At 71.9% G+C, this 18,498-nt stretch carries 16 protein-coding genes; 7 read left to right on the plus strand and 9 right to left on the minus strand.

Features of this window, described 5'->3' with window-relative positions; translation table 11 throughout:
- Positions 1 to 28 precede the first annotated feature (28 nt).
- The 5 genes from P2L57_RS23295 to P2L57_RS23315 form a co-directional block, all read right to left on the minus strand.
- Positions 29 to 1,855: a glycoside hydrolase family 15 protein gene (locus tag P2L57_RS23295; protein ID WP_275817652.1), complete on the minus strand. Its 1,827-nt coding sequence runs from the start codon at positions 1,853 to 1,855 to the stop codon at positions 29 to 31.
- Positions 1,852 to 2,550, minus strand: a complete 699-nt coding sequence (locus tag P2L57_RS23300; protein ID WP_275817653.1) for a class I SAM-dependent methyltransferase — start codon at positions 2,548 to 2,550, stop codon at positions 1,852 to 1,854. Before P2L57_RS23300 ends, P2L57_RS23295 begins: the two co-directional genes overlap by 4 nt.
- A complete protein-coding gene (locus tag P2L57_RS23305; RefSeq protein WP_275817654.1) occupies positions 2,550 to 3,053 on the minus strand; it encodes a hypothetical protein in 504 nt (167 codons plus the stop codon). Before P2L57_RS23305 ends, P2L57_RS23300 begins: the two co-directional genes overlap by 1 nt.
- A 2-nt stretch (positions 3,054 to 3,055) precedes the next feature.
- Positions 3,056 to 4,510, minus strand: a complete 1,455-nt coding sequence (locus P2L57_RS23310; protein ID WP_275817655.1) for a molybdopterin-dependent oxidoreductase — start codon at positions 4,508 to 4,510, stop codon at positions 3,056 to 3,058.
- A 348-nt stretch (positions 4,511 to 4,858) separates the two neighbouring features.
- Positions 4,859 to 6,010, minus strand: a complete 1,152-nt coding sequence (locus tag P2L57_RS23315; RefSeq protein WP_275817657.1) for an alpha/beta hydrolase — start codon at positions 6,008 to 6,010, stop codon at positions 4,859 to 4,861.
- Between the two features lie 344 nt (positions 6,011 to 6,354).
- On the opposite strand from P2L57_RS23315, the gene P2L57_RS23320 reads away from it, so the two are divergent.
- The 5 genes from P2L57_RS23320 (at position 6,355) to P2L57_RS23340 (ending at position 13,396) form a co-directional block, all read left to right on the plus strand.
- Positions 6,355 to 7,656, plus strand: a complete 1,302-nt coding sequence (locus P2L57_RS23320; protein ID WP_275817659.1) for a Dyp-type peroxidase — start codon at positions 6,355 to 6,357, stop codon at positions 7,654 to 7,656.
- Positions 7,657 to 7,792: 136 nt separating this feature from the next.
- Positions 7,793 to 8,785: a YVTN family beta-propeller repeat protein gene (locus tag P2L57_RS23325; RefSeq protein WP_275817661.1), complete on the plus strand. Its 993-nt coding sequence runs from the start codon at positions 7,793 to 7,795 to the stop codon at positions 8,783 to 8,785.
- 168 nt (positions 8,786 to 8,953) lie between these two features.
- Positions 8,954 to 9,826 carry a helix-turn-helix transcriptional regulator gene (locus P2L57_RS23330; RefSeq protein ID WP_275817663.1) on the plus strand — a complete coding sequence of 291 codons (873 nt, stop codon included), beginning with the start codon at positions 8,954 to 8,956 and terminating at the stop codon, positions 9,824 to 9,826.
- Positions 9,827 to 9,981: 155 nt separating this feature from the next.
- Positions 9,982 to 10,839 carry an oxidoreductase gene (locus tag P2L57_RS23335; RefSeq protein ID WP_275817665.1) on the plus strand — a complete coding sequence of 286 codons (858 nt, stop codon included), beginning with the start codon at positions 9,982 to 9,984 and terminating at the stop codon, positions 10,837 to 10,839.
- Positions 10,840 to 11,392: 553 nt separating this feature from the next.
- The gene (locus P2L57_RS23340; RefSeq protein ID WP_372515873.1) at positions 11,393 to 13,396 is read left to right on the plus strand and encodes a hypothetical protein; all 2,004 of its coding nucleotides are present in this window, start codon (positions 11,393 to 11,395) and stop codon (positions 13,394 to 13,396) included.
- Positions 13,397 to 13,556: 160 nt separating this feature from the next.
- Here P2L57_RS23340 and P2L57_RS23345 read toward each other — a convergent pair whose 3' ends face one another.
- Both P2L57_RS23345 and P2L57_RS23350 read right to left on the minus strand, forming a co-directional pair.
- Complete coding sequence (locus P2L57_RS23345; protein ID WP_275817667.1) at positions 13,557 to 14,621, minus strand: NAD(P)/FAD-dependent oxidoreductase; 1,065 nt, start codon at positions 14,619 to 14,621, stop codon at positions 13,557 to 13,559.
- Positions 14,618 to 15,136 (minus strand): isoprenylcysteine carboxyl methyltransferase family protein, encoded by a 519-nt coding sequence (locus P2L57_RS23350; RefSeq protein ID WP_275817669.1) that lies wholly within the window; start codon positions 15,134 to 15,136, stop codon positions 14,618 to 14,620. Before P2L57_RS23350 ends, P2L57_RS23345 begins: the two co-directional genes overlap by 4 nt.
- A 740-nt stretch (positions 15,137 to 15,876) precedes the next feature.
- Here P2L57_RS23350 and P2L57_RS23355 point away from each other — a divergent pair.
- The gene (locus P2L57_RS23355) at positions 15,877 to 16,455 is read left to right on the plus strand and encodes a GTP-binding protein (protein ID WP_275817671.1); all 579 of its coding nucleotides are present in this window, start codon (positions 15,877 to 15,879) and stop codon (positions 16,453 to 16,455) included.
- An 89-nt stretch (positions 16,456 to 16,544) separates the two neighbouring features.
- On the opposite strand, the gene P2L57_RS23360 is transcribed toward P2L57_RS23355, so the two are convergent.
- Positions 16,545 to 17,114: a DinB family protein gene (locus P2L57_RS23360; protein WP_275817673.1), complete on the minus strand. Its 570-nt coding sequence runs from the start codon at positions 17,112 to 17,114 to the stop codon at positions 16,545 to 16,547.
- Between the two features lie 99 nt (positions 17,115 to 17,213).
- Between P2L57_RS23360 and P2L57_RS23365 the strand changes: the two genes are divergently transcribed.
- Positions 17,214 to 18,173, plus strand: coding sequence for a helix-turn-helix transcriptional regulator (locus P2L57_RS23365; protein WP_275817675.1), 960 nt, complete (start codon positions 17,214 to 17,216; stop codon positions 18,171 to 18,173).
- A gap of 63 nt (positions 18,174 to 18,236) precedes the next feature.
- Here the strand turns inward: P2L57_RS23365 and P2L57_RS23370 are convergent, their stop codons facing one another.
- Complete coding sequence (locus P2L57_RS23370; RefSeq protein ID WP_275817677.1) at positions 18,237 to 18,434, minus strand: SCO3870 family protein; 198 nt, start codon at positions 18,432 to 18,434, stop codon at positions 18,237 to 18,239.
- Between the last annotated feature and the right edge of the window lie 64 nt (positions 18,435 to 18,498).

Raw genomic sequence — 18,498 nt, forward strand, 5'->3', positions numbered from 1 at the left:
GCCCCGCCGGAAAGGATCCCGGCGGTGTTCAGGTTCCCGGTGGCGGCGATGGCCGCTCGGCGTCGCGGATGGCGCGGGCGGCGTTGATCAGTCCGATGTGGCTGAAGGCCTGGGGGAAGTTCCCGAGGGCCTCCCCGGTGGCGATGTCGGTCTCCTCGGCCAGCAGGCCGACATCGTTGGCCTGGGCGACGGCGGCCTGGAACACCTGCCGGGCGCGCGCGGCATGACCGGTCAGCGCGAGGGCGTGGGCCAGCCAGAAGGTGCACAGCAGGAAGGCTCCCTCGCCCTCGCCGATCTCGTCGCCGAGATAACGGCGCACCAGGCCGCCCGGCTCGGTGAGGTGGGTGGCGACCGCCTGCACCGTGGACTGGACCCGGGGGTCCTCCGGCGGCAGGAAGCCGACGATGGGCAGCATCAGTGACGAGGCGTCCAGGTCGTCGCTGTCGAACGCCTGGGTGAAGGCGCCCAGGCGGGGGTTCCAGCCCCGGCGCTCGACGGCGTGCCGGATCTGGTCGCGCTCGTGCTGCCAGCGGGCTACGTGTTCGTCGGCCTGCAGGGAGGCGGCCAGGGCGATGGCGCGGTCGAGGGCGACCCAGCACATCAGCTTCGAGTGCAGGAAGTGCCGGCTCGCCCCGCGCCTCTCCCAGATGCCCTGGTCGGGCTCGCTCCAGCGGCGGGCGGCGGTCTCGGCCGCCTGGCGGAGGAAGGCGCGGGTGGGCGGGTCGAGGTGCTCACCGGGCGGGAGGGTCTGGTGGGCGGCGTCGAGCAGCTCGCCGTAGACGTCGAGTTGGCGTTGGCGCCAGGCGTCGTTGCCGGTGCGCACCGGGATGCTGCCGCGCCAGCCGGTCAGATGGGGCAGCAGCCGTTCGCTCAGATCGCGTTCGCCGCCGATGCCGTACATGATCTGCAGGTCCACGCCCCGGTGCAGCTGGCTCGCCGCGGCTCTGGTGAGGAAGCCGAAGAACCTGTCCTGCTCCTTCTCACAGGCGGCGGTGGCCAGCGCCTGCAGGGTGAAGCTGGCGTCCCGGATCCAGGTGTAGCGGTAGTCCCAGTTGCGTGTGCCGCCCGGGCGCTCGGGCAGGGAGGTGGTGGCCGCGGCGATGACCGCCCCCGTGGGCGCGAAGGTCAGCGCGCGCAGCACCCGTCCGCTGTGGCTCACCTCGTCCTGCCAGGGGCCGACGTAGCCGCTGTGCAGCCGGGACCACGAGCGCCAGCCCTCGGCGGTGTCCGCGAGGCGTCGGCGGATGCGCCGTGGACCCCAGGGCGCCGGCCGGCTTCCCCAGGCCGGGCCGATGTGCAGGGCGAAGCCGAGGCGCTCCGGGGCCCGTAGCGTGAGCTGGGCGTGCGCGGTGGAACCGCGCACCGTCAAGGAAGCGGGGCTCGACAGCAGCAGGGTGTAGGCGCCGCCACAGGCGGTGAGCCCGCCGTGGACGGACGACAGGAGCGGGTGGACGAGTCCGAACTCCGGGCGCGGCGCGTAGTCGATCTCGACCGGCACCTGCCCTTCGGTACAGGTGATCTGCCGCAGCAGGACTCCGGGGGAAGCGGCGCCGAGTGCGTGACCGCGTTCCCGGCGGCCCAGGGCGAGCGCGTCGCGCAGGACCGCTGTTCCACCGGGTGTGCGGAAGGTCGTCTCCAGCACCAGGGTTCGCTCGACGTACCGGCGGCTGACCTCGGCCGGGCCGACGGGGCGGATGGACCAGTGCCCGGCGTCCTCGTCGAGCAGCCGGGCGAAGACCGCCGGGCTGTCGAAGCGGGGAAGGCACAGCCAGTCCACCGAACCGTCGGAGGTGACCAGGGCGGCCGAGCGGCAGTCGGACAGCAGGGCGTGGTCACTGATGGGTCGTGAGCTCACCGGCCGCACACCCGGCGTTCCAGGGACGAGTTCCGCCGGCCGAGGGCGAGGAACCGCCGATGCCCGCTGTCCCACTGGTCGGTGACGCGCAGGCCGAGGCCCTCGGCGACCCTGCGGGCGGCCGGTGCCCCCAACCGTGCCCAGGGAAACGGCGGGCCGCGGTGGCCGTGGGCGTCCTCCACCCAAGCGGTGCAGCGCTCCTCCACATCCTGCTGGTCGACCTCGACGAGCAGGGCTCCCGTCGGATCGGCGAGCTCGGCGCAGCGGCGCAGCAGGGCGTGCGGGTCACCGCCGATACCGATGTTCCCGTCGGCGAGCAGCAGGGTCTGCCAGCCGCCCTCGGTCGGCAGCGGGTCGAAAACCGACCGGCACAGTGCGGCCCCGCCGAGGGCGACGGTCCGGGCGACCGCGCGCGGAGCGACATCGACACCGAGGGCGAAGACGCCGCGGCTCATCAGCGCCGTGCACAGTCGGCCGGGTCCGCAACCCACGTCCAGCACCCGGCTGTTGCAGCGCTCCAGCAAGGTCTCGTCGGCCCTGCTGGGCCGGGAGCACCAGCGGTGCACCGGCAGCCGGATCCGGCGCCCGTCCGCCCACCGCAGGTACAGCGGCAGGTACAGCGGTCCGCGGCCGTTCTGCAGGGCCAGTGCGTAGGGGTCCTCGCCCGCGCGGGGCGAGCGCGTTTCCTCGGGCATCACGGCTCGGCGTCACGACCGGACGGCGGTCCTGCCTCCGCGGCGCGGGCGGCTCGGCGGATCCCGCCCAGTCTGAGCGCGAAGGCCAGTGCCGACGCGCCGAACAGCACACCGGTGATCGCCAGCCATCGGCCGAGGTAGACGCTTTCCGGCAACCGGGTGTCGCCTCCGTAGGGGACCGCCAGATCGAGGATCAGGGGGAACCACACCAGCAGCAGCACACCGGACAGGAAGGTGGGCACCCGCAGGTAGTTGATCCACGGCACTGTCGGCACCCGCTCGGTGCGGTGCCGCAGCACGGAGTGGGCGGAGAGATCGGCGAGCGAGTACAGCGGCAGCAGGATCAGGTCGTGCAGGATCGCCGCGCCCACGAACCAGATCGCCACGTCGACCGGTCGAACGGCGAACAGCCGCACGAAGGCGTAGGCGGTGAGGGCGAAGGAGCAGACCAGGACGAGCAGGTGCAGGGGTCCGGCGCCGTACCAGCGGACGAAGCGTGCCATCGTCAGGTCCTGAAGGTGAGTCGGTGCACCCACTTGGTGTTGTTCACACCGGGGTTGGCAGGAACGATGACCCGGGCCGGGAAGCCGTGGTCGAGCGACAGGTCCGCCCCGTTGACGCGCAGCGCCAGCAGCGACCTGGGGTCGTGGATCTGGTTGCCGCGCAGCACCACCGAGCTGTAGGGGCCGGGCGGTTGGACCGATTCCACCAGGACGCTTCCGGCACCGGGCAGTCCGGCCATGGCGGCGAGGTCGGTGAGCCGCAGGCCGCTCCAGAGCTGGTCCGGGGTGGACCAGCCCTCCACACAGGCGATCGGCAGCGCGGCGGCGTGCTGGCGCAGCGCGAGGAGCTGTGCGCGGGTGAAGACCAGGGCGGGGGAGCGGCCGCGCACCTCCAGCCGCCAGCTCGGGCCGACATGCGCCGGGGAGACACCGACGGCCGCGGCCGTCTTGTTGATCTGAAAGCCGTTCGGTCCGCTGCCCGGGTCGCGGTTGTGCGGGGCGAGCAGCGCGGTGCCGCGCAGTAGCCCGCCGACGCTCTGACCCGCGGTGACCACCAGCAGGGTCAGTGATCCCGCGCCCACCAGGCCCAGGGCGCCGCGCCGGGTCATCGTCGGCGCCGCCGGTGCGGTCGGCACCAGGCCGTGCGGGTCGGGGGGCTCGGGGACGGTGTGCGCGAGGTCGGTGCGCAGTTCCGTGGCCAGGTCGCGGCTGCCCAGCGCGCGGGTCATCCGGCCGAGCTTGAGGCACACATGGACGATGAACGCGGCGATGAACACCCAGGCGCCGTAGAAGTGCAGGGTGTAGAAGGAGCCCGGGAAGACGTAGTACAGCTGGATGTTGAGGATCCCGGTCACGAACTCGAAGATGACCCCGCCCACCAGCAGCAGCAGTGACAGCCGTTCGAGTCCGTGGGCGACCGACCGCACCGGCAGCCACTCGAACAGCTTCGGGATGACCGCCCACAGCTTGGCCAGCAGCACCGGGACGAGGACCACGCCGAGCGTCACGTGTACGCCCTGGGTCAGCCGGTACAGCCAGTAGGGCTGTGTGGGCCAGTCGAACAGGTAGAAGCCCAGCAGGCCCTTGTCGGGGGTCTGGTCGTTGAGCGGGCCCAGATCGGGGTTGTACGCGGCGTAGGAGAGCGCGCCGGTGACGAAGAGCACCGGAATGCCGACCAGCAGCACCAGGCCGAACACCGACGTCAGCCACGGCCCGCGGATCGGACTACGCCAGAACCCGGGCCGGAAGGGCCCCGGCGGCGGAGGTGTCCGGCCGACCCGCCGCGCGATCGCCTGGGCCCGGGCCGCCGCCGCGTCGCCTGCGGACGCGATGGCGTGGATCGCGGCGGCCGACGCGGCGCCGAGCCGCGGCAAGCGCCGCCGTGCGGGCTCCTGGTCCCGCTTCGGGCCCTGCGGTCCCCCGGAAGAACCGGACGCCGACCGCCCGCCACTGCCCATCAACCGTCTCCTCCATCTCAGCGCCACATCCTCGATGGGGAGCGGTCGGCCGCGATCACGCCGCGGTACGCGCGGCCGGTCGAAATCCCGCCAGGACTCACCACCACCGTCGATTACATGTGTGGACCGGGGGTCCCGCACACGGTGATCCCCCATGTCGCGCCTTCCGTCAGCCGAACGGCCGAACCCGACGCCCGGATGTGCCGCGGCTCGCGGTCTGCCGACGCCCCTGCCGATGGCAGCCGGCGGTGGCCGTCGGCGTTGGACACCGACGGCCACCGTGGGGTGCGCGGGCGCCGGCTCCGTCACGAGCGGCGGCGGGCGCGACGTCCGTGCGGCAGCCGGCTGTCAGCGGCGGCCCCGCCCCGACCCGTAGAGGGCTTGGCGGAGTGCGCTGTTGGTCTGCGCGACGGCCTGTTTGTCGGCCTGGGTGCCCGCCAGTGCGTCGAGCATCATGAAGTCGTGGGTGATGCCCGCGTAGTGCGTGGTGGTCACCGGGACTCCGGCGGTCCGTAGCTTCGCCGCGTAGGCGTTGCCCTCGTCGGTGAGCACGTCGGAGTCGGTGATCACCAAAGCCCGGGGCAGGCCGCGGAGTTGGGCGATGCCGGCGCGCAGCGGGGAGGCGAGCGGCTGGGCACGGGTGCGGACGTCGGGGGCGTAGGCGTTCCAGAACCACTCCATGGCGGGGCGGGTGAGCCAGCAGCCGTCGGCGAAGCGGTTGTAGGACGCGGTGGTGAAGCGGGCGTCGGTGACCGGGTACAGCAGGACCTGCTGGCGGAACCTGGGGCCGCCGCGCTGGTTGGCCAGCATGGTGACGGCCGCGGCCATGTTGCCGCCGACCGAGTCCCCGGCGATGGCCAGCCGGGACGCGTCGACGTTGATAGCGCTCCCGTTGCGGGCGACCCACCTGGCGACGGTGTAGGCCTGCTCGATCGGGACCGGGAAGTGCGCCTCGGGGGAGGGCGTGTAGTTGACGAAGACCACCGCGGCGCGCGCTCCGTTGGCGATCTGGCGGACGAGCCGGTCGTGGGTCTGGGCGTTGCCGAGGACCCAGCCGCCGCCGTGGGTGTAGATGATGCCGGGCAGCGGGCCCTTGACCCCGGCGGGCCGGACGACGCGGATGGACACCGGTCCGGTCGGGCCACCGGGGACGGTGCGTTCGCTGATGTCGGCGGGGAGCTTGGCGATCGGACCGGCCTGGAGCTTGTTGAGCACCTGGCGGGCCGCGGCGTAGGACTGCTTGTAGAGCGGCGTCCCGTCGGCGGCGGCCAGTTGGTTCAAGAAGGCCTGGTCCTGCTTCTCCAGGGTGGCCGGGGGCTTGCCGCAGGGGGCGTACCTGGCCGCGGCGCGGTCGGCGCCGGTCAGCGCGGGATGGTCCAGGTGTGCGGCGGCCGATGGACGGGCGGCGGATGTGCCGCAGTTGAGTGCGGTGGCCGCGGTGAGCGCTGCTGTCAGGGCGAGGGCCCGGCGACCTGAGCGGACGTGCGAGGCAGGGGGCATGGGTCTTGCTCCATCCGAAGGAGGTGGTTCCCCCCTGTCCACCCTTGGGGTGACCCGCATGGCCGAGCACGCCGAGGTACTCCACCGGAGTGGTTTTCCGGACGGCCGAGCACAGGCGCCGGGGCCGCCCGGCCGCCGCACCCCGGGTGGCGGCGTCCGGACTGCGGGGCACCCGTCGCCGTGGTCCGATGTCACTGTCGGTTGTCCATGGGTGATCCAAGCCGACCGCCCGGCTTTGCGAACGTCCGGGGCGCGGCCGGTCGCAGCACAGCGCCGCGGCCAGGGACAGCGGCGGTCGCGGCACCCATACGGCTCCCCGCCGTGCTCGTTCGGAGAGGGAGAACATGGCTGACGAGAGGACCCGGGCCCGCGCGGACGGGTGGCACGGCGCAGGATGCCCCGCGAGTCTCTTCGCGCGGCGGTCGATCCTGCAGGGCACCGCCGCCGGTCTGGTCGCAGCGGCGGGCGAAAGCCTGCTCGGCGGCGATGCGGCCCTTGCCGAGGGGGCGAGCGGCGGTGACCGGACGACCGGGAGCCTGATTCCGTTCCACGGCTACCACCAGGCGGGCATCGCCACTCCGCCGCAGACGGTCGGGGCGTTCTCCGCCTTCGACGTGACCGCCTCCGACCGCCGAGAACTCACCGAGCTGCTCCGCACGTTGACCGAACGGGCCCGCTTTCTCACCGCGGGCGGAACCGGGCCGAAGGCGTCCCCCAACGAACCGCCGCCGGACAACGGCATCCTGGGACCGGGCACCGTACGGGACGACCTCACCATCACCGTCGCGGTCGGTGCGACGCTCTTCGACGACCGGTACGGACTGCGCCCGCGCAAGCCCGTCCAGCTCAAGACCATGACGCCGTTCCTGCACGACGATCTGGACCCCGCGCTGTCCCAGGGCGATCTGCTGCTGCAGGTGTGCTCCGGACACCGCGACACGACGGTGCACACGACGCTCGACATCCTCGCCCACACCAAGGGCGTGTTGAAGCCGCGCTGGCGCTTCCACTGCCAGCGCAATCCGCCGCGGCCCACCGGAATCCCCCGTGACTGGTTCGGTTTCAAGGACGGCATCACCAACCCGGACGCCACGAACACCGCCCTGATGGACAAGGTGGTCTGGGTACAGCCGAACACCGCCGAGCCCGCCTGGACGGCGGGTGGTACCTACCAGGCGGTGCGCGTCGTCCACTTCTACCTCGACGCGTGGCAGAAGGTGCCGGTCGCCCAGCAGGAGCGGATCTTCGGCCGCCGCAAGATCAGCGGTGCTCCGCTGTACGCCCTGTCCGACACCGCCCCGGACACGTTCGATCCCATCTACACCAACGACCCGCAGGGCCTGATCACCCCGCTGAACTGCCATGTCCGGCTGGCCAATCCGCAGACCCCGCAGACCGCGTCGACCAGCGCCATCCTGCGGCGCAGCTACGACTACGAGCGCAGTCCCGATGTGGACGGCGACCTCGACCTGGGGCACGTGTTCTGCTGCTTCCAGCGCGAGCTCGACACCTACATCGCGATGCAGACCCGGTTGGAGGGCGAGGCGCTGGTGCCGTACATCTCTCCACGGGGCGGAGGTTACTTCTTCGCCCTGCCGGGAGTGCGCGACGAGCGGGACTACTTCGCCCGCGGGCTGCTGACCTGACCGCTGCCGCTGGGCCGGTCCGCGAGCGGCGGTCCGGGCCGCAGACCGACGTTCCGCGACAGGAGGCGAGATGCGTTTCCCCCGGCGAACCAGAACTCACGCCGAAGGCGGCGAGCGGAAGAGGGCGCTTCGGCCGGTGCCGGCCGTCAGCGTCGGACTCGTGCTGGCCTCCGGCCTGCTCGTCGCGTGGCTCGTCCCGGCGTCACCCGCGGTGCGCCCCGCCGCCCCGCCCACCGGCGCCGTCGGGGGCCGGGTGTACGTCACCAACCAACTGGACAACACCGTCTCCGTGATCGACGCCGGAACCCACAAGGTCGTCGCCACCGTCCCGGTCGGCAACGCCCCCGAAGGCATCGCGATCACCCCGGACGGCAGGCACGCCTACATCGCCGAGAACGGGTCGGCCAAGGTCTCCGTGCTGGACACCCGGACCGACAAGGTCGTCGCCACCGTGCCGGTCGGGGACCAGCCCGTCGGCGTCCGCCTGAGCCCGGACGGCAGGACCCTGTACGTCGCCAACGGCGGTGCGAACAGCGTCTCGGTGCTGGACACCCGGACCGACCGGGTCACCGCGTCGGTAGCGGTCGGCGTCTCTCCCGTGAGCGTGGCCGTCAGTCGCGACGGTGCGACGGCCTATGTCGCCAACGCCGGTTCGCGGAGCCTGTCGGTGATCGACACCCGCACGCATCGTGTCGTGCGCAGCCTGCCCGCCGACCGGTCCCCGGTGGGCGTCGCCGTCACCCCGGACGGCGGATCGGCCTACGTGGCCAACGAGGCGACGGCCCGCGTCTCGGTGCTGGGGACCGGAAGCGGCAGGATCGCGGCGACCGTGCCCGTCGCCGAGGGCCCCTTCGACGTACAACTGTCACCGGACGGCTCGAAGGCCTACGTCACCGGTCTCGGCCCGGGCACGGTGTCCGTGATCGACGCTCGCACCCGCCGCGTCTCGGCGACCGTCGCCGTCGGCCCGCCGGGCACCGACCCGTTCAACCTGGCGGTCACCGACGGCGCGGTCTACGTCACGGAACAGGGGGCGGGCACCCTTACGGTCATCGACCCCCACACCCTCAAGGTCACCGCGACCGTCCCGGTCGGCACCAGCCCCTTCGGGGTGGCGGTGGGCCCGTGACGCCGGGGTCGTCCGCTTTCGGCGCGTCCCGCGCCGGACTCCGGCTCACCCCTGCTGGACGGGGACGACGACCAGGTCCGCGATGTCCCCCAGGAGGGCCGATCGTAGGAGTATCACGGCCACCTTCCGGGGTCCCTTGCGACCGCTCGCGGGCCTAGCCTCGGTGTCATGGACAGCGAGAACCTGCTCGGTCAGTTCCTGAGCGCCCGCCGTGCGCTCGTACGGCCCGAGGACCTGGGTGTGCCGGTCGGCGCCCGGCGCCGGGTGGCGGGCCTGCGCCGGGAGGAGGTCGCGATGCTGGCGGGAGTGAGCACCGACTACTACATACGGCTGGAGCAGGGCCGGGAGCGGCATCCTTCGGCGCAGGTGGTCGATGCGCTGGCGCGGGTGCTGGGGTTGGAGGAGGACGCGGCCGCCCATCTGCACCAGTTGGCGCGGCCGCTGCCGGGGCGGCGGCGGGCGGCCGCGCGGCGGGAGCGGGTCAGTCCCAACCTGCTGCGGATGATGGAGGGCTGGCCGCGGACTCCGGCCGTGGTCCTGGGACGCTGCCTGACCATACTGGCCCACAACGCCCTGGGCGGAGCACTGTTCGACGGCCACACCCACAGCCGGGACCTGGTGCGGCTGGTCTTCCTCGACCCGGACGCGCGGGAGTTCTACCCCGACTGGGAGCGGGTGGCCGTCAACACCGTCGCCGGACTGCGGGCGGCGGCCGGGGCCGACCACGACGACCCGCAGCTGGTCGAAGTGGTCGGCGAACTGTCGCTGCGCAGCGAGGAGTTCCGCAGACTGTGGGCCCGGCACGACATCCGCCAGAAGGCCCGCGAGACCAAGCGCTTCCGCCATCCCCTGGTCGGGGAACTGACCCTGGACTACGAGTCGCTGGCCGTGAACAGCGCTCCGGGTCAGCAACTGGTCGTCTACCAGGCCGAGTCGGGCAGCCCGTCCGAACACGCGCTTTCCCTGCTGGGCAGCCTCACCGCCACCGAGAGCGCCGAGGCCGTGCGGCCATCCCGGAACGCGGCCAGCACCGAACGGTGACCGCGGCCCGCCGCCGATCCGCCGGCGACCTCGTGCGCCCGCGCCTGTGGCGACCCCATGCGCCCGCGCGCCGCCCGGGTGCCCGCCGTCGGACGGCGCATCGCCATGGCCGACCCCACTGACAGCACCCGTACTTCGACGGAGGATCAGCCCATATGACTGTCAACACGCCCGTCTGGTTCATCACCGGTTGTTCCACCGGTCTGGGCCGGGCGCTCGCCACCGCGGTCCTCGAACGCGGCTGGCGTGCCGTGGTCACCGCACGCGACCCGCGGAAGGTGGCCGACATCGTCGCCGAGCACGGGGACCGTGCACTGGCCCTGGCACTCGACGTCACCGACACCGTCCGGATCACCGAGGCGGTCAAGCAGGCGGAAGCCGCCTTCGGCCGCATCGACGTACTGGTCAACAACGCGGGCTACGGCTATCTCGCCGCCGTCGAGGAGGGCGAGGACGACGAGATCCGTGCCCTGTTCGACGCCAACGTCTTCGGCCTGATCGACGTCACCCGGGCCGTGCTGCCCGGTATGCGCGCCCGCCGCAGCGGCCATGTCGTCAACATCTCCTCCCTCGGCGGCCTGGCCGCCTTCGGCGCCACCGGCTACTACCACGCCACGAAGTTCGCCGTGGAAGGCGTCTCGGAATCACTGGCCGCCGAGGTGGCCCCGCTGGGCATCAAGGTGACGATCGTCGAACCCGGCGCGTTCCGCACCAACTGGGCCGGGCCCTCCATGCGCCAGTCCGCGATCCACATCGACGACTACGCCCAGACCGCGGGTGCGCGGCGCACGGCCACCCTGGCCACCTTCGGCCACCAGCCCGGTGATCCGGTGCGGGGCAGCGAAGCGATCATCAGCGCAGTCCAGGCCGACGAGCCACCGCTGCGCCTGCTGCTGGGCAAGGTCGCACTGCAGGTCGCCGGGGCCAGGCTCGACACCCTCAGGACGACCTTCGACGCCTGGCGGGAGCTCACCTTGAGCGCCGACTATCCGGAAGACAGCCCGACCGGTTGAACGACGCCGACGCCCACACCGGGAGTCTCCTGGCACAGGGGTGCCGGGAGACTCCCGTCGGCATGCACACCGTCCCGAACCGGCCGTCGTTCCGCATGTTCCATGCATCTTCCGCCCGCGCATCAACGTGCGCTAGCCTCCAGCTCATCGCACGGGGGGAGTAGCCCGGGGGCTGCACTCACTTGACTGAACGGACGGCGAAGGCCGCCGTCCCAGCCATGGTCCACCCATGTCTCCATCGCCCCGCACGGGAGGAAACGGGTGGCCCGGCACTGGCTTCGCACGCGGCGCGGCCACACCGCCGTCACAGCGGACGGCCAGCCGTCGACACACTCCTTATCACCCGCGGTGGCGTAACCACCCGCAGTGGCGGATTCGGCCGGAGCGGCGCAAAGCCCTCCCGCCGCGGGCACGCCCTGCGCACCGCGCGCTCGTCTGCGCACATCGCCCAGCACCGAGCGGTACCACTGACTTCACGCATCCCCTGACGGCACCGCTTTGTCATGGGCGGGCCAGTCATGGCTGCGTCATCACCACACAGAAGGGCGGTTCCTTGCGTTCAAGGACCGAACACTCCAACACAGAGCCAGGCGACCGACGCAGACAGTGGGCGGGCTCCGGCGCGACCGCGCTGCTGGCCACCACGGCACTCGTGTCCGGCGGGCTGCTCGCGGCCACTCCGTCCGTCGCATCCCCGGCACCGTCGGCACCCTCCGCGGGACACGTCCGGCACCTGTGCGCAGGGGCCGCCAAGCCCGGTCAGATGGCGTGCCTCGCCGAAGCCCGCACCGACATCGCCCAGCACCTGAGCATCGGCGTGAACACCACACCGTCCGGCTACGGCCCCGCGGACCTGCAGAGCGCCTACAACCTGCCGTCGTCCACGGCCGGTTCGGGCCAGACGGTGGCCATCGTGGACGCGCAGGACGACCCCAACGCCGAGTCGGACCTGGCCACCTACCGCTCCCAGTACGGGCTCCCCGCCTGCACCACGGGAGGCGGCTGCTTCCGCAAGGTCGACCAGGCGGGCGGCACCAACTACCCGGCCGGAAACTCCGGTTGGGCCGGTGAGATCTCCCTCGACCTCGACATGGTCAGCGCGGCCTGTCCGCAGTGCCGCATCGTGCTCGTCGAGGCCAACAGCGCCAGCCTGTCCGACCTGGGCACGGCCGTGAACGAGGCGGTCAGCCTCGGCGCGAAGTACGTCTCCAACTCCTATGGCGGAGCGGAGGACCCGTCCGAGGCCAGCGCGGACAGCCAGTACTTCAACCACCCCGGCGTCGCCATCACCGTCAGCGCGGGGGACAGCGGCTACGGCGTCGAGTACCCGGCCGCCTCCCCGTACGTCACCTCCGTCGGAGGCACCTCGCTCAGCCGGGCCGCCAACTCCCGTGGCTGGACCGAGTCGGTGTGGAGCACCAGCGGTACCGAGGGCACCGGCTCCGGCTGCTCCGCGTACGAGCCCAAGCCGTCCTGGCAGACGGACGCCGGCTGCTCCCGCCGTACCGTCGCGGACGTCTCGGCGGTCGCCGACCCGGCCACCGGGGTCGCGGTCTACGACTCCTACGGCGCCTCCGGCTGGAACGTCTACGGCGGCACCAGCGCCGCGTCGCCGATCATCGCGGCCACCTACGCCCTGGCGGGCGCCCCGGCCGCGAACAGCTACCCCTCCTCGTACCCGTACGGCCGCCCCTCGGCGCTGAACGACGTCACGACCGGCGCCAACGGCAGCTGCTCGCCGAGCTACCTGTGCACCGGGGGCACCGGCTACGACGGCCCGACCGGCCTCGGCACCCCGAACGGCACCGCCGCCTTCAGGGGCGGACCGACCACCGGCAACGCGCTGCAGCCGGGCCAGCGGCTGACCTCCGGGCACAGCCTGACCAGCGGCGGCATGACGCTGGCCATGCAGTCCGACGGCAACCTGGTGGCCTACCTCAAGACCGGCGGCAGCGGCACCGGCCCGGCGGTGTGGGCCACCAACACCGCGGGTAACTCCGGCGCGTACGCGTACATGCAGAGCGACGGGAACCTGGTCGTCTACCGGAGCACCGGCGGTGCGCTGTGGGCCAGCGGCACCTGGGGCAACCCCGGCGCCTGGGCCGATCTGCAGGACGACGGCAACCTGGTGGTCTACAAGAGCGGCGGCGGTCCCACCACCGGCGGCTCGCTGTGGGCCGACGGTACGTACGCGCGCTCGCAGACCATCGGCTCGGGCCAGCGGCTCCAGGCCGGATCGTGGACGCAGGCCCAGTACACCCGGCTGGTGGTGCAACTGGACGGCAACCTCGTGATGTACCGCAAGAGCGACGGCAAGGCCATCTGGTCCAGCGGCACTTCGGGCCACTCCGGCGCGTACGTGTACATGCAGAGCGACGGGAACCTGGTCGTGTACGGGAGCTCCGGGGGCGCGCTGTGGGCCACCGGCACCTGGGGCCACTCCGGCGCCTACGCCATCATGCAGAACGACGGGAACCTGGTGGTGTACAAGAGCGGCGGCGGTCCCTCCACGGGCGGCTCGCTGTGGGCCACCGGCACCTATCGCTACGTGCCCTGAGCCCGGGTGAACACGCTGGCCCGGGTTGCGGACCTCGGTCCCTGACCCGGGCCTCGGTGCTTCGTGCGGGGTGGGAGCGGCGGATACCAGCGGATACCCGCGAAGGGAGGCCCATCCGCCGCGGACCGCGATGTGCATCTCGGGCCTGCCGCGGTTGAGTTCAGTGGGCCAGGGCGTTGACCGTGTGCCGGAAGAGCGCGGGTGCGGTGGCGCACAGCGGCACGATCAGCCGCCTGCCGATCGGCGGGGTGGTGGCGAGCACCAGGGCGCGGCTCAGCAGCCGGTACTGGCGGGTGATGCGCCGCCAGGCGCGTTCGTAGTGTGCTGGCTCGCGGGCGAGGATGGCCGCCACGGCGGCCTGCGCCTGGGCCAGGGCGAGGCTGATGCCCTCGCCGGTGAGCGCGTCCTCATATCCGGCCGCGTCGCCGACGAGCAGCACCCTGCCGTGCACCCGGCCGCGGGGAAGACAGCGCAGCGGCCCGGCACCGCGGACCGGGCCGACGGGTTCGGCGGAGGCGAGGCGCGCTGCGAGCGCGGGGAAGCCGGACAGCAGACGGGTGTACGCATCGGTGGCGGGCGACGCGGCACCGCGTTGCGGGCGGTACAGCAGTGCCACCCCCACCAAGTCGGCATCCACCGGGGTGACATACGCCTCGGCGTGTGCCGCCCAGGTCACTTCGACCAGTTCGGACCAGGCGCGGATCCGCCAGTGGCGGCGCAGGCCGAACCGGCGCGGTGTCCCGCTCGTCGTGGGGACGTTCAGCCGCCGTCGGACGCCGGAGTGCAGTCCGTCAGCGGCTACCAGCCACCGGGCGCGCACACCGGCGGCGGTCACCGAGTCGGCGTCCTGCGCTACGCGGTGGACCTTGGTGGATGACCAGTGCGCGCCCGCGTGGGTGGCCGCGGTGGCCAGGGCGGCGTGCAGCGCGGTGCGGCGTACGCCACGGCCCGGGCCGTGCGGGAACCGGGTCTCGGCGCGGTTCCCCACTCCGTCGAGGTAGGCGAAGCCGGTGAAGGCGACGCCTGGTGGATCGACTCCGAGGGCGTGCAGACGGGCCAGGCCACCGGGCATGAGTCCCTCTCCGCAGGCCTTGTCGATGGGCGTTCGCCGCGGATCGCAGACCACGACGTCAAGACCGGCCCGCGCGGCGTGGACGGCGGTGGCCAGCCCCGCGGGGCCGCCGCCCACGACGAGCAGGTCGGTGTCGTATCCCGTGCCCGTCACGAGGCCAGCCCGAGGGCGGCGTTCTCAACGCGCAGGCGTACCGCGAGCACCGCGGCGTTGACGGCGGTGAAGCAGAGGGCGGTCACCCAAGCCGTGTGCACCAGCGGCAGGGCGACGCCTTCCAGGACGACCGCCACGTAGTTGGGGTGCCGTAGCCACCGGTAAGGGCCCTTGGCGACCAGGGGCAGCCCGGGGACGACGATCACCCGGGTGTTCCATCGCGGACCGAGCGCCCGGACACAGGACCACCGCAGGAGTTGGGCGGCGACGGTGAACGCGAGCATGGGCCAGCCCAGTTCCGGCACGAACGGCCGCGCGGCCCACCACACTTCGAGCGGCATGCCGACCAGGAACGCCGTGTGCAGGGCGACCATCACCGGATAGTGGCCCGCACCGTGTTCGACCCCGCCACGGGCGAGGGACCAACGAGTGTGCCGGAACGCGATGACCAGCTCGACCGCCCGCTCCACGGCGACCGCGGCGACCAGGACGCCGAACCACGGAACACCGGCCATGGTCACCACCGCGGCGGAACCATCGCGGAGCGGAGCCCTGGCCCCATCGCCATCAGCAGCCCCAGCCCGCCGAACGCCGGCGATGTGCGGCCTTCGAAGCGCGGCTCAAGGCATGCGACCGCTGCCATCGGCGGCATGGAGTACCTCGTCACCAAAGGGGAGGGCGCGAATTCCGGCCTCCGGCGATCGTATTGCGTACTCCGCGGATGGGACGTGCCGCGACGCGCCCCGGGCGTGTCCCGGCGGCGCGGTACGCCAGGGGCGTTTTCTCACGGGCCGACCCCGTAACAAGTCGATCAAACTGCGGATAACAAGCAACATCGATAAGCCCACTCGCCCCAACTTCCAGTCGCTTCGCGTATGTCTGGTGGATTGGCGTCGGCGGATTGGTACGACTACTCCCCTGGCGCGATGCGTCGGTCGCACGTGCTGCGCGCCTCCATTCGATTCTGTGTGGGTGGTCCGCGCTGCCGTCGGCTGTTCGGCTGCGGGACCCGCCGTGGACGAGGTGCCGGAACAGCCCGCGGGTTGCGGACGAGGAAAGGGCAAAAGCGGACCATGACGCGGTGGTGGCCGGAATGACTGCTCTGAGGGCGGAAGCGGCAGGCGTCACCGACGCGGAGTTCGCCGCAGCGGCCCGCCCGAGTTGCTTCAGCCGGACGGTTGGACGGCGGCGTAAACGGTCGATGACGAGGAATTCGGGCGACAAGCCGGATGCGACACCGCGCGAGAGGTGCTCAGTGGACTTTGCAGGATCTGACGGCGTGTCTCGCCTCACCACCTCCGCGAAGATCGTGGTGGCGGGCGGTTTCGGCGTGGGCAAGACCACGTTCGTCGGTGCTGTGTCGGAGATCGACCCGCTACGTACCGAAGCCGCGATGACCGCCGCCTCGTCGGGAATCGACGACCTGACGCACGCCCCGGACAAGGCCACCACGACGGTGGCGATGGATTTCGGCCGCATAACACTCGATGACGACCTCGTCCTGTCTCTGTTCGGCACGCCGGGACAGGACCGCTTCTGGTTCATGTGGGACGACCTGGTGCGCGGCGCCATCGGTGCCGTCGTCCTCGTCGACACCCGACGGCTCGCCGACTGCTTTCCCGCCGTCGACTACTTCGAGAACTCCGGGCTGCCGTTCGTCATCGCCCTCAACGGGTTCAACGGCTGCCAGCCCTACGACCCCGACGAGGTGCGAGAAGCCCTCCAGATGGGATCCGAGACACCCATCATGAGCATCGACGCCCGCCGGCGCTCCGCGGTGAAAGGCATTCTCATCACGCTGATGGAACACACGTTGATGGCACGGATGCGGTAGTGCGCATCGACAGCCTTCGAAAGCCAGTCAGCAGGGATTCGCGGTCGCCGTACGGGCCCCCAATTCCCCGACCAGCGCATCCGGGCTGGTCAGCCCATGCTTTTGGCGCCGTCCAGGGACTCGCGGATGATGTCGGCGTGGCCGGCGTGCTGGGCGGTCTCGGCGATGATGTGCACCAGCACCCGACGCGCCGACCACCGCGTCTTGGCCTCGAACCACGGAGCCTTCGGCAGCGGCTGGGTGGCGTCCAGGTCGGGGAGGCTGGCCACCAACTCGTCGGTCCGGCGGGCCACCTCGGCGTAGTCGGCCAGCACACCGGCCAGCGTCTCGCCGGGCAGCATCCGGAACTCATCGGCCCGCCGGGCCCAGTCGGCCTCGGTCATGGCGGTGAAGTCGCCCATCGCCGACGGGCCGCTCAGGATGAAGTCCACCCAGCTCCGCTCGGCCGCCGCGACGTGCTTGATCAGGCCGCCCAGACACAGCTCGCTGGCGGTGGTCCGCTGTCCGGCCTGCTCGTCGGTGAGGTCGCGGGTGGTGAAGCGCAGGAAGTGCCGGTGCTTGGCCAGCACCTCCAGCAGGTCGGCGCGTTCGCCAGTGGCCGCCGGAGCGTCGGCCAGGTCACGGGTGGTCGGTTCGTTGACGCTCGTGGTCTCGTTCATGGCTTCCGCCTTCCGTTCGTCCTGCTTCTCTCGGGCAAGGACCACACTAGGAGCCATAGCGGTCACTTTCTGACCTGAATGCACGGAAGAATCAGGGACATGGCGAACACCAGCTCCCGGACGCTGCGGCTGCTGTCCCTGCTGCAGACCCACCGGTACTGGCCGGGCGACGAACTGGCGGAGCGGCTGGGAGTCTCGGTCCGCACCCTGCGCCGGGACATCGACCGGCTGCGCGAGCTGGGCTATCCGGTCGAGGCGCAGCGCGGCGTCGACGGCGGCTACCAGCTCGCCGCGGGCGCCGCACTGCCGCCGCTGGTGATCGACGACGAGGAGGCGATCGCCCTGGCCGTCGGGCTGCAGGCCGCCGCGCAGGGCGCGGTGGAGGGCATCGCCGAGTCCTCGGTCCGGGTGCTGGCCAAGGTGGTGCAGGTGATGCCTGCCCGGCTGCGGCACCGGGTCGAGGCGCTGCGCGCGATGACCGTGCCCGCCGAGTGGGGCGGTCCGGCCAGGGCGGGCGTCGACCCGGGTGTGCTCACCGAGATCGCGCTGGCCTGCCGGGACAGCGAACAGCTCCGCTTCTCCTACACCGCCGCCGACGGCCGGCACACCGACCGGCACGTGGAGCCGCATCGGTTGGTCTGTCTCGGTCGGCGCTGGTACCTGGTCGCTTACGACCTCACCCGGCACGACTGGCGCACCTTCCGGGTCGACCGTCTCACCGCGCCCCACGGCACCGGCTCCCGGTTCCGGCCCCGTGTGCTGCCCGCCGCCGACGCTGCCGAGTTCGTCCGCGCGAGCCTGGACGGCCTGCCCCGCCCGTACCGGGTAGAGGTCCTGGTCGAGGCTCCGGCCGCGGCCGTGCGCGAACGGATCGGCCGGTGGAGCACGGTCGAGGAGGTTGATGCCGAGCGCTGCCGGATGCTGATGACCACCGACTCCCTGGACTGGCCGGCCATGGCACTGGGCGTGCTCGGCGCTGACTTCCGCGTCCTCGACCCGCCCGAACTGCTGGACCGGATCCACGACTGGGGTGCCCGGTTCAACCGGGCCCAGGGCTGACGCGGCCGCCGCCGTGGAGTCGGCGAGAGGCGTGCCCGCAACCCGGAACGGCGCCGGGAGAACTCACTCTGAGTACCTCTGAGCACGGAACCACGTCACAACAACCATGAGCGCGGTGAAGTACACCGCCGCGGCGATGTAGACCACTTCTCCGACGTACGGCTCGAAGCCGTCTGCCCGCAGCTCCACCGCGAGGAAGACAAGTGCGGTCCCGAGCGCCGCGAGCGCGGCGGACAGGGCGCCGAATGGGACCTTTGCCATGTGACGTCCTCCAAGTAGCGAAACGACCCGATCACCGCCGAGTCTATGTCAACTGCCCTTTCGC

Origin of the sequence: Streptantibioticus ferralitis, from assembly GCF_029223525.1 — a bacterium.
GTDB classification, from domain to species: domain Bacteria; phylum Actinomycetota; class Actinomycetes; order Streptomycetales; family Streptomycetaceae; genus Streptantibioticus_A; species Streptantibioticus_A ferralitis.

Coding starts and splice junctions, on each gene's coding strand:
- P2L57_RS23330 (WP_275817663.1), top strand. CDS start 8,954: ATGGACAGCGAGAACCTGCTCGGTCAGTTCCTGAGCGCCCGCCGTGCG.
- P2L57_RS23335 (WP_275817665.1), top strand. CDS start 9,982: ATGACTGTCAACACGCCCGTCTGGTTCATCACCGGTTGTTCCACCGGT.
- P2L57_RS23305 (WP_275817654.1), bottom strand. CDS start 3,053: ATGGCACGCTTCGTCCGCTGGTACGGCGCCGGACCCCTGCACCTGCTC.
- P2L57_RS23300 (WP_275817653.1), bottom strand. CDS start 2,550: ATGCCCGAGGAAACGCGCTCGCCCCGCGCGGGCGAGGACCCCTACGCA.
- P2L57_RS23315 (WP_275817657.1), bottom strand. CDS start 6,010: ATGCCCCCTGCCTCGCACGTCCGCTCAGGTCGCCGGGCCCTCGCCCTG.
- P2L57_RS23365 (WP_275817675.1), top strand. CDS start 17,214: ATGGCGAACACCAGCTCCCGGACGCTGCGGCTGCTGTCCCTGCTGCAG.
- P2L57_RS23310 (WP_275817655.1), bottom strand. CDS start 4,510: ATGGGCAGTGGCGGGCGGTCGGCGTCCGGTTCTTCCGGGGGACCGCAG.
- P2L57_RS23350 (WP_275817669.1), bottom strand. CDS start 15,136: ATGGCCGGTGTTCCGTGGTTCGGCGTCCTGGTCGCCGCGGTCGCCGTG.
- P2L57_RS23370 (WP_275817677.1), bottom strand. CDS start 18,434: ATGGCAAAGGTCCCATTCGGCGCCCTGTCCGCCGCGCTCGCGGCGCTC.
- P2L57_RS23360 (WP_275817673.1), bottom strand. CDS start 17,114: ATGAACGAGACCACGAGCGTCAACGAACCGACCACCCGTGACCTGGCC.
- P2L57_RS23320 (WP_275817659.1), top strand. CDS start 6,355: ATGGCTGACGAGAGGACCCGGGCCCGCGCGGACGGGTGGCACGGCGCA.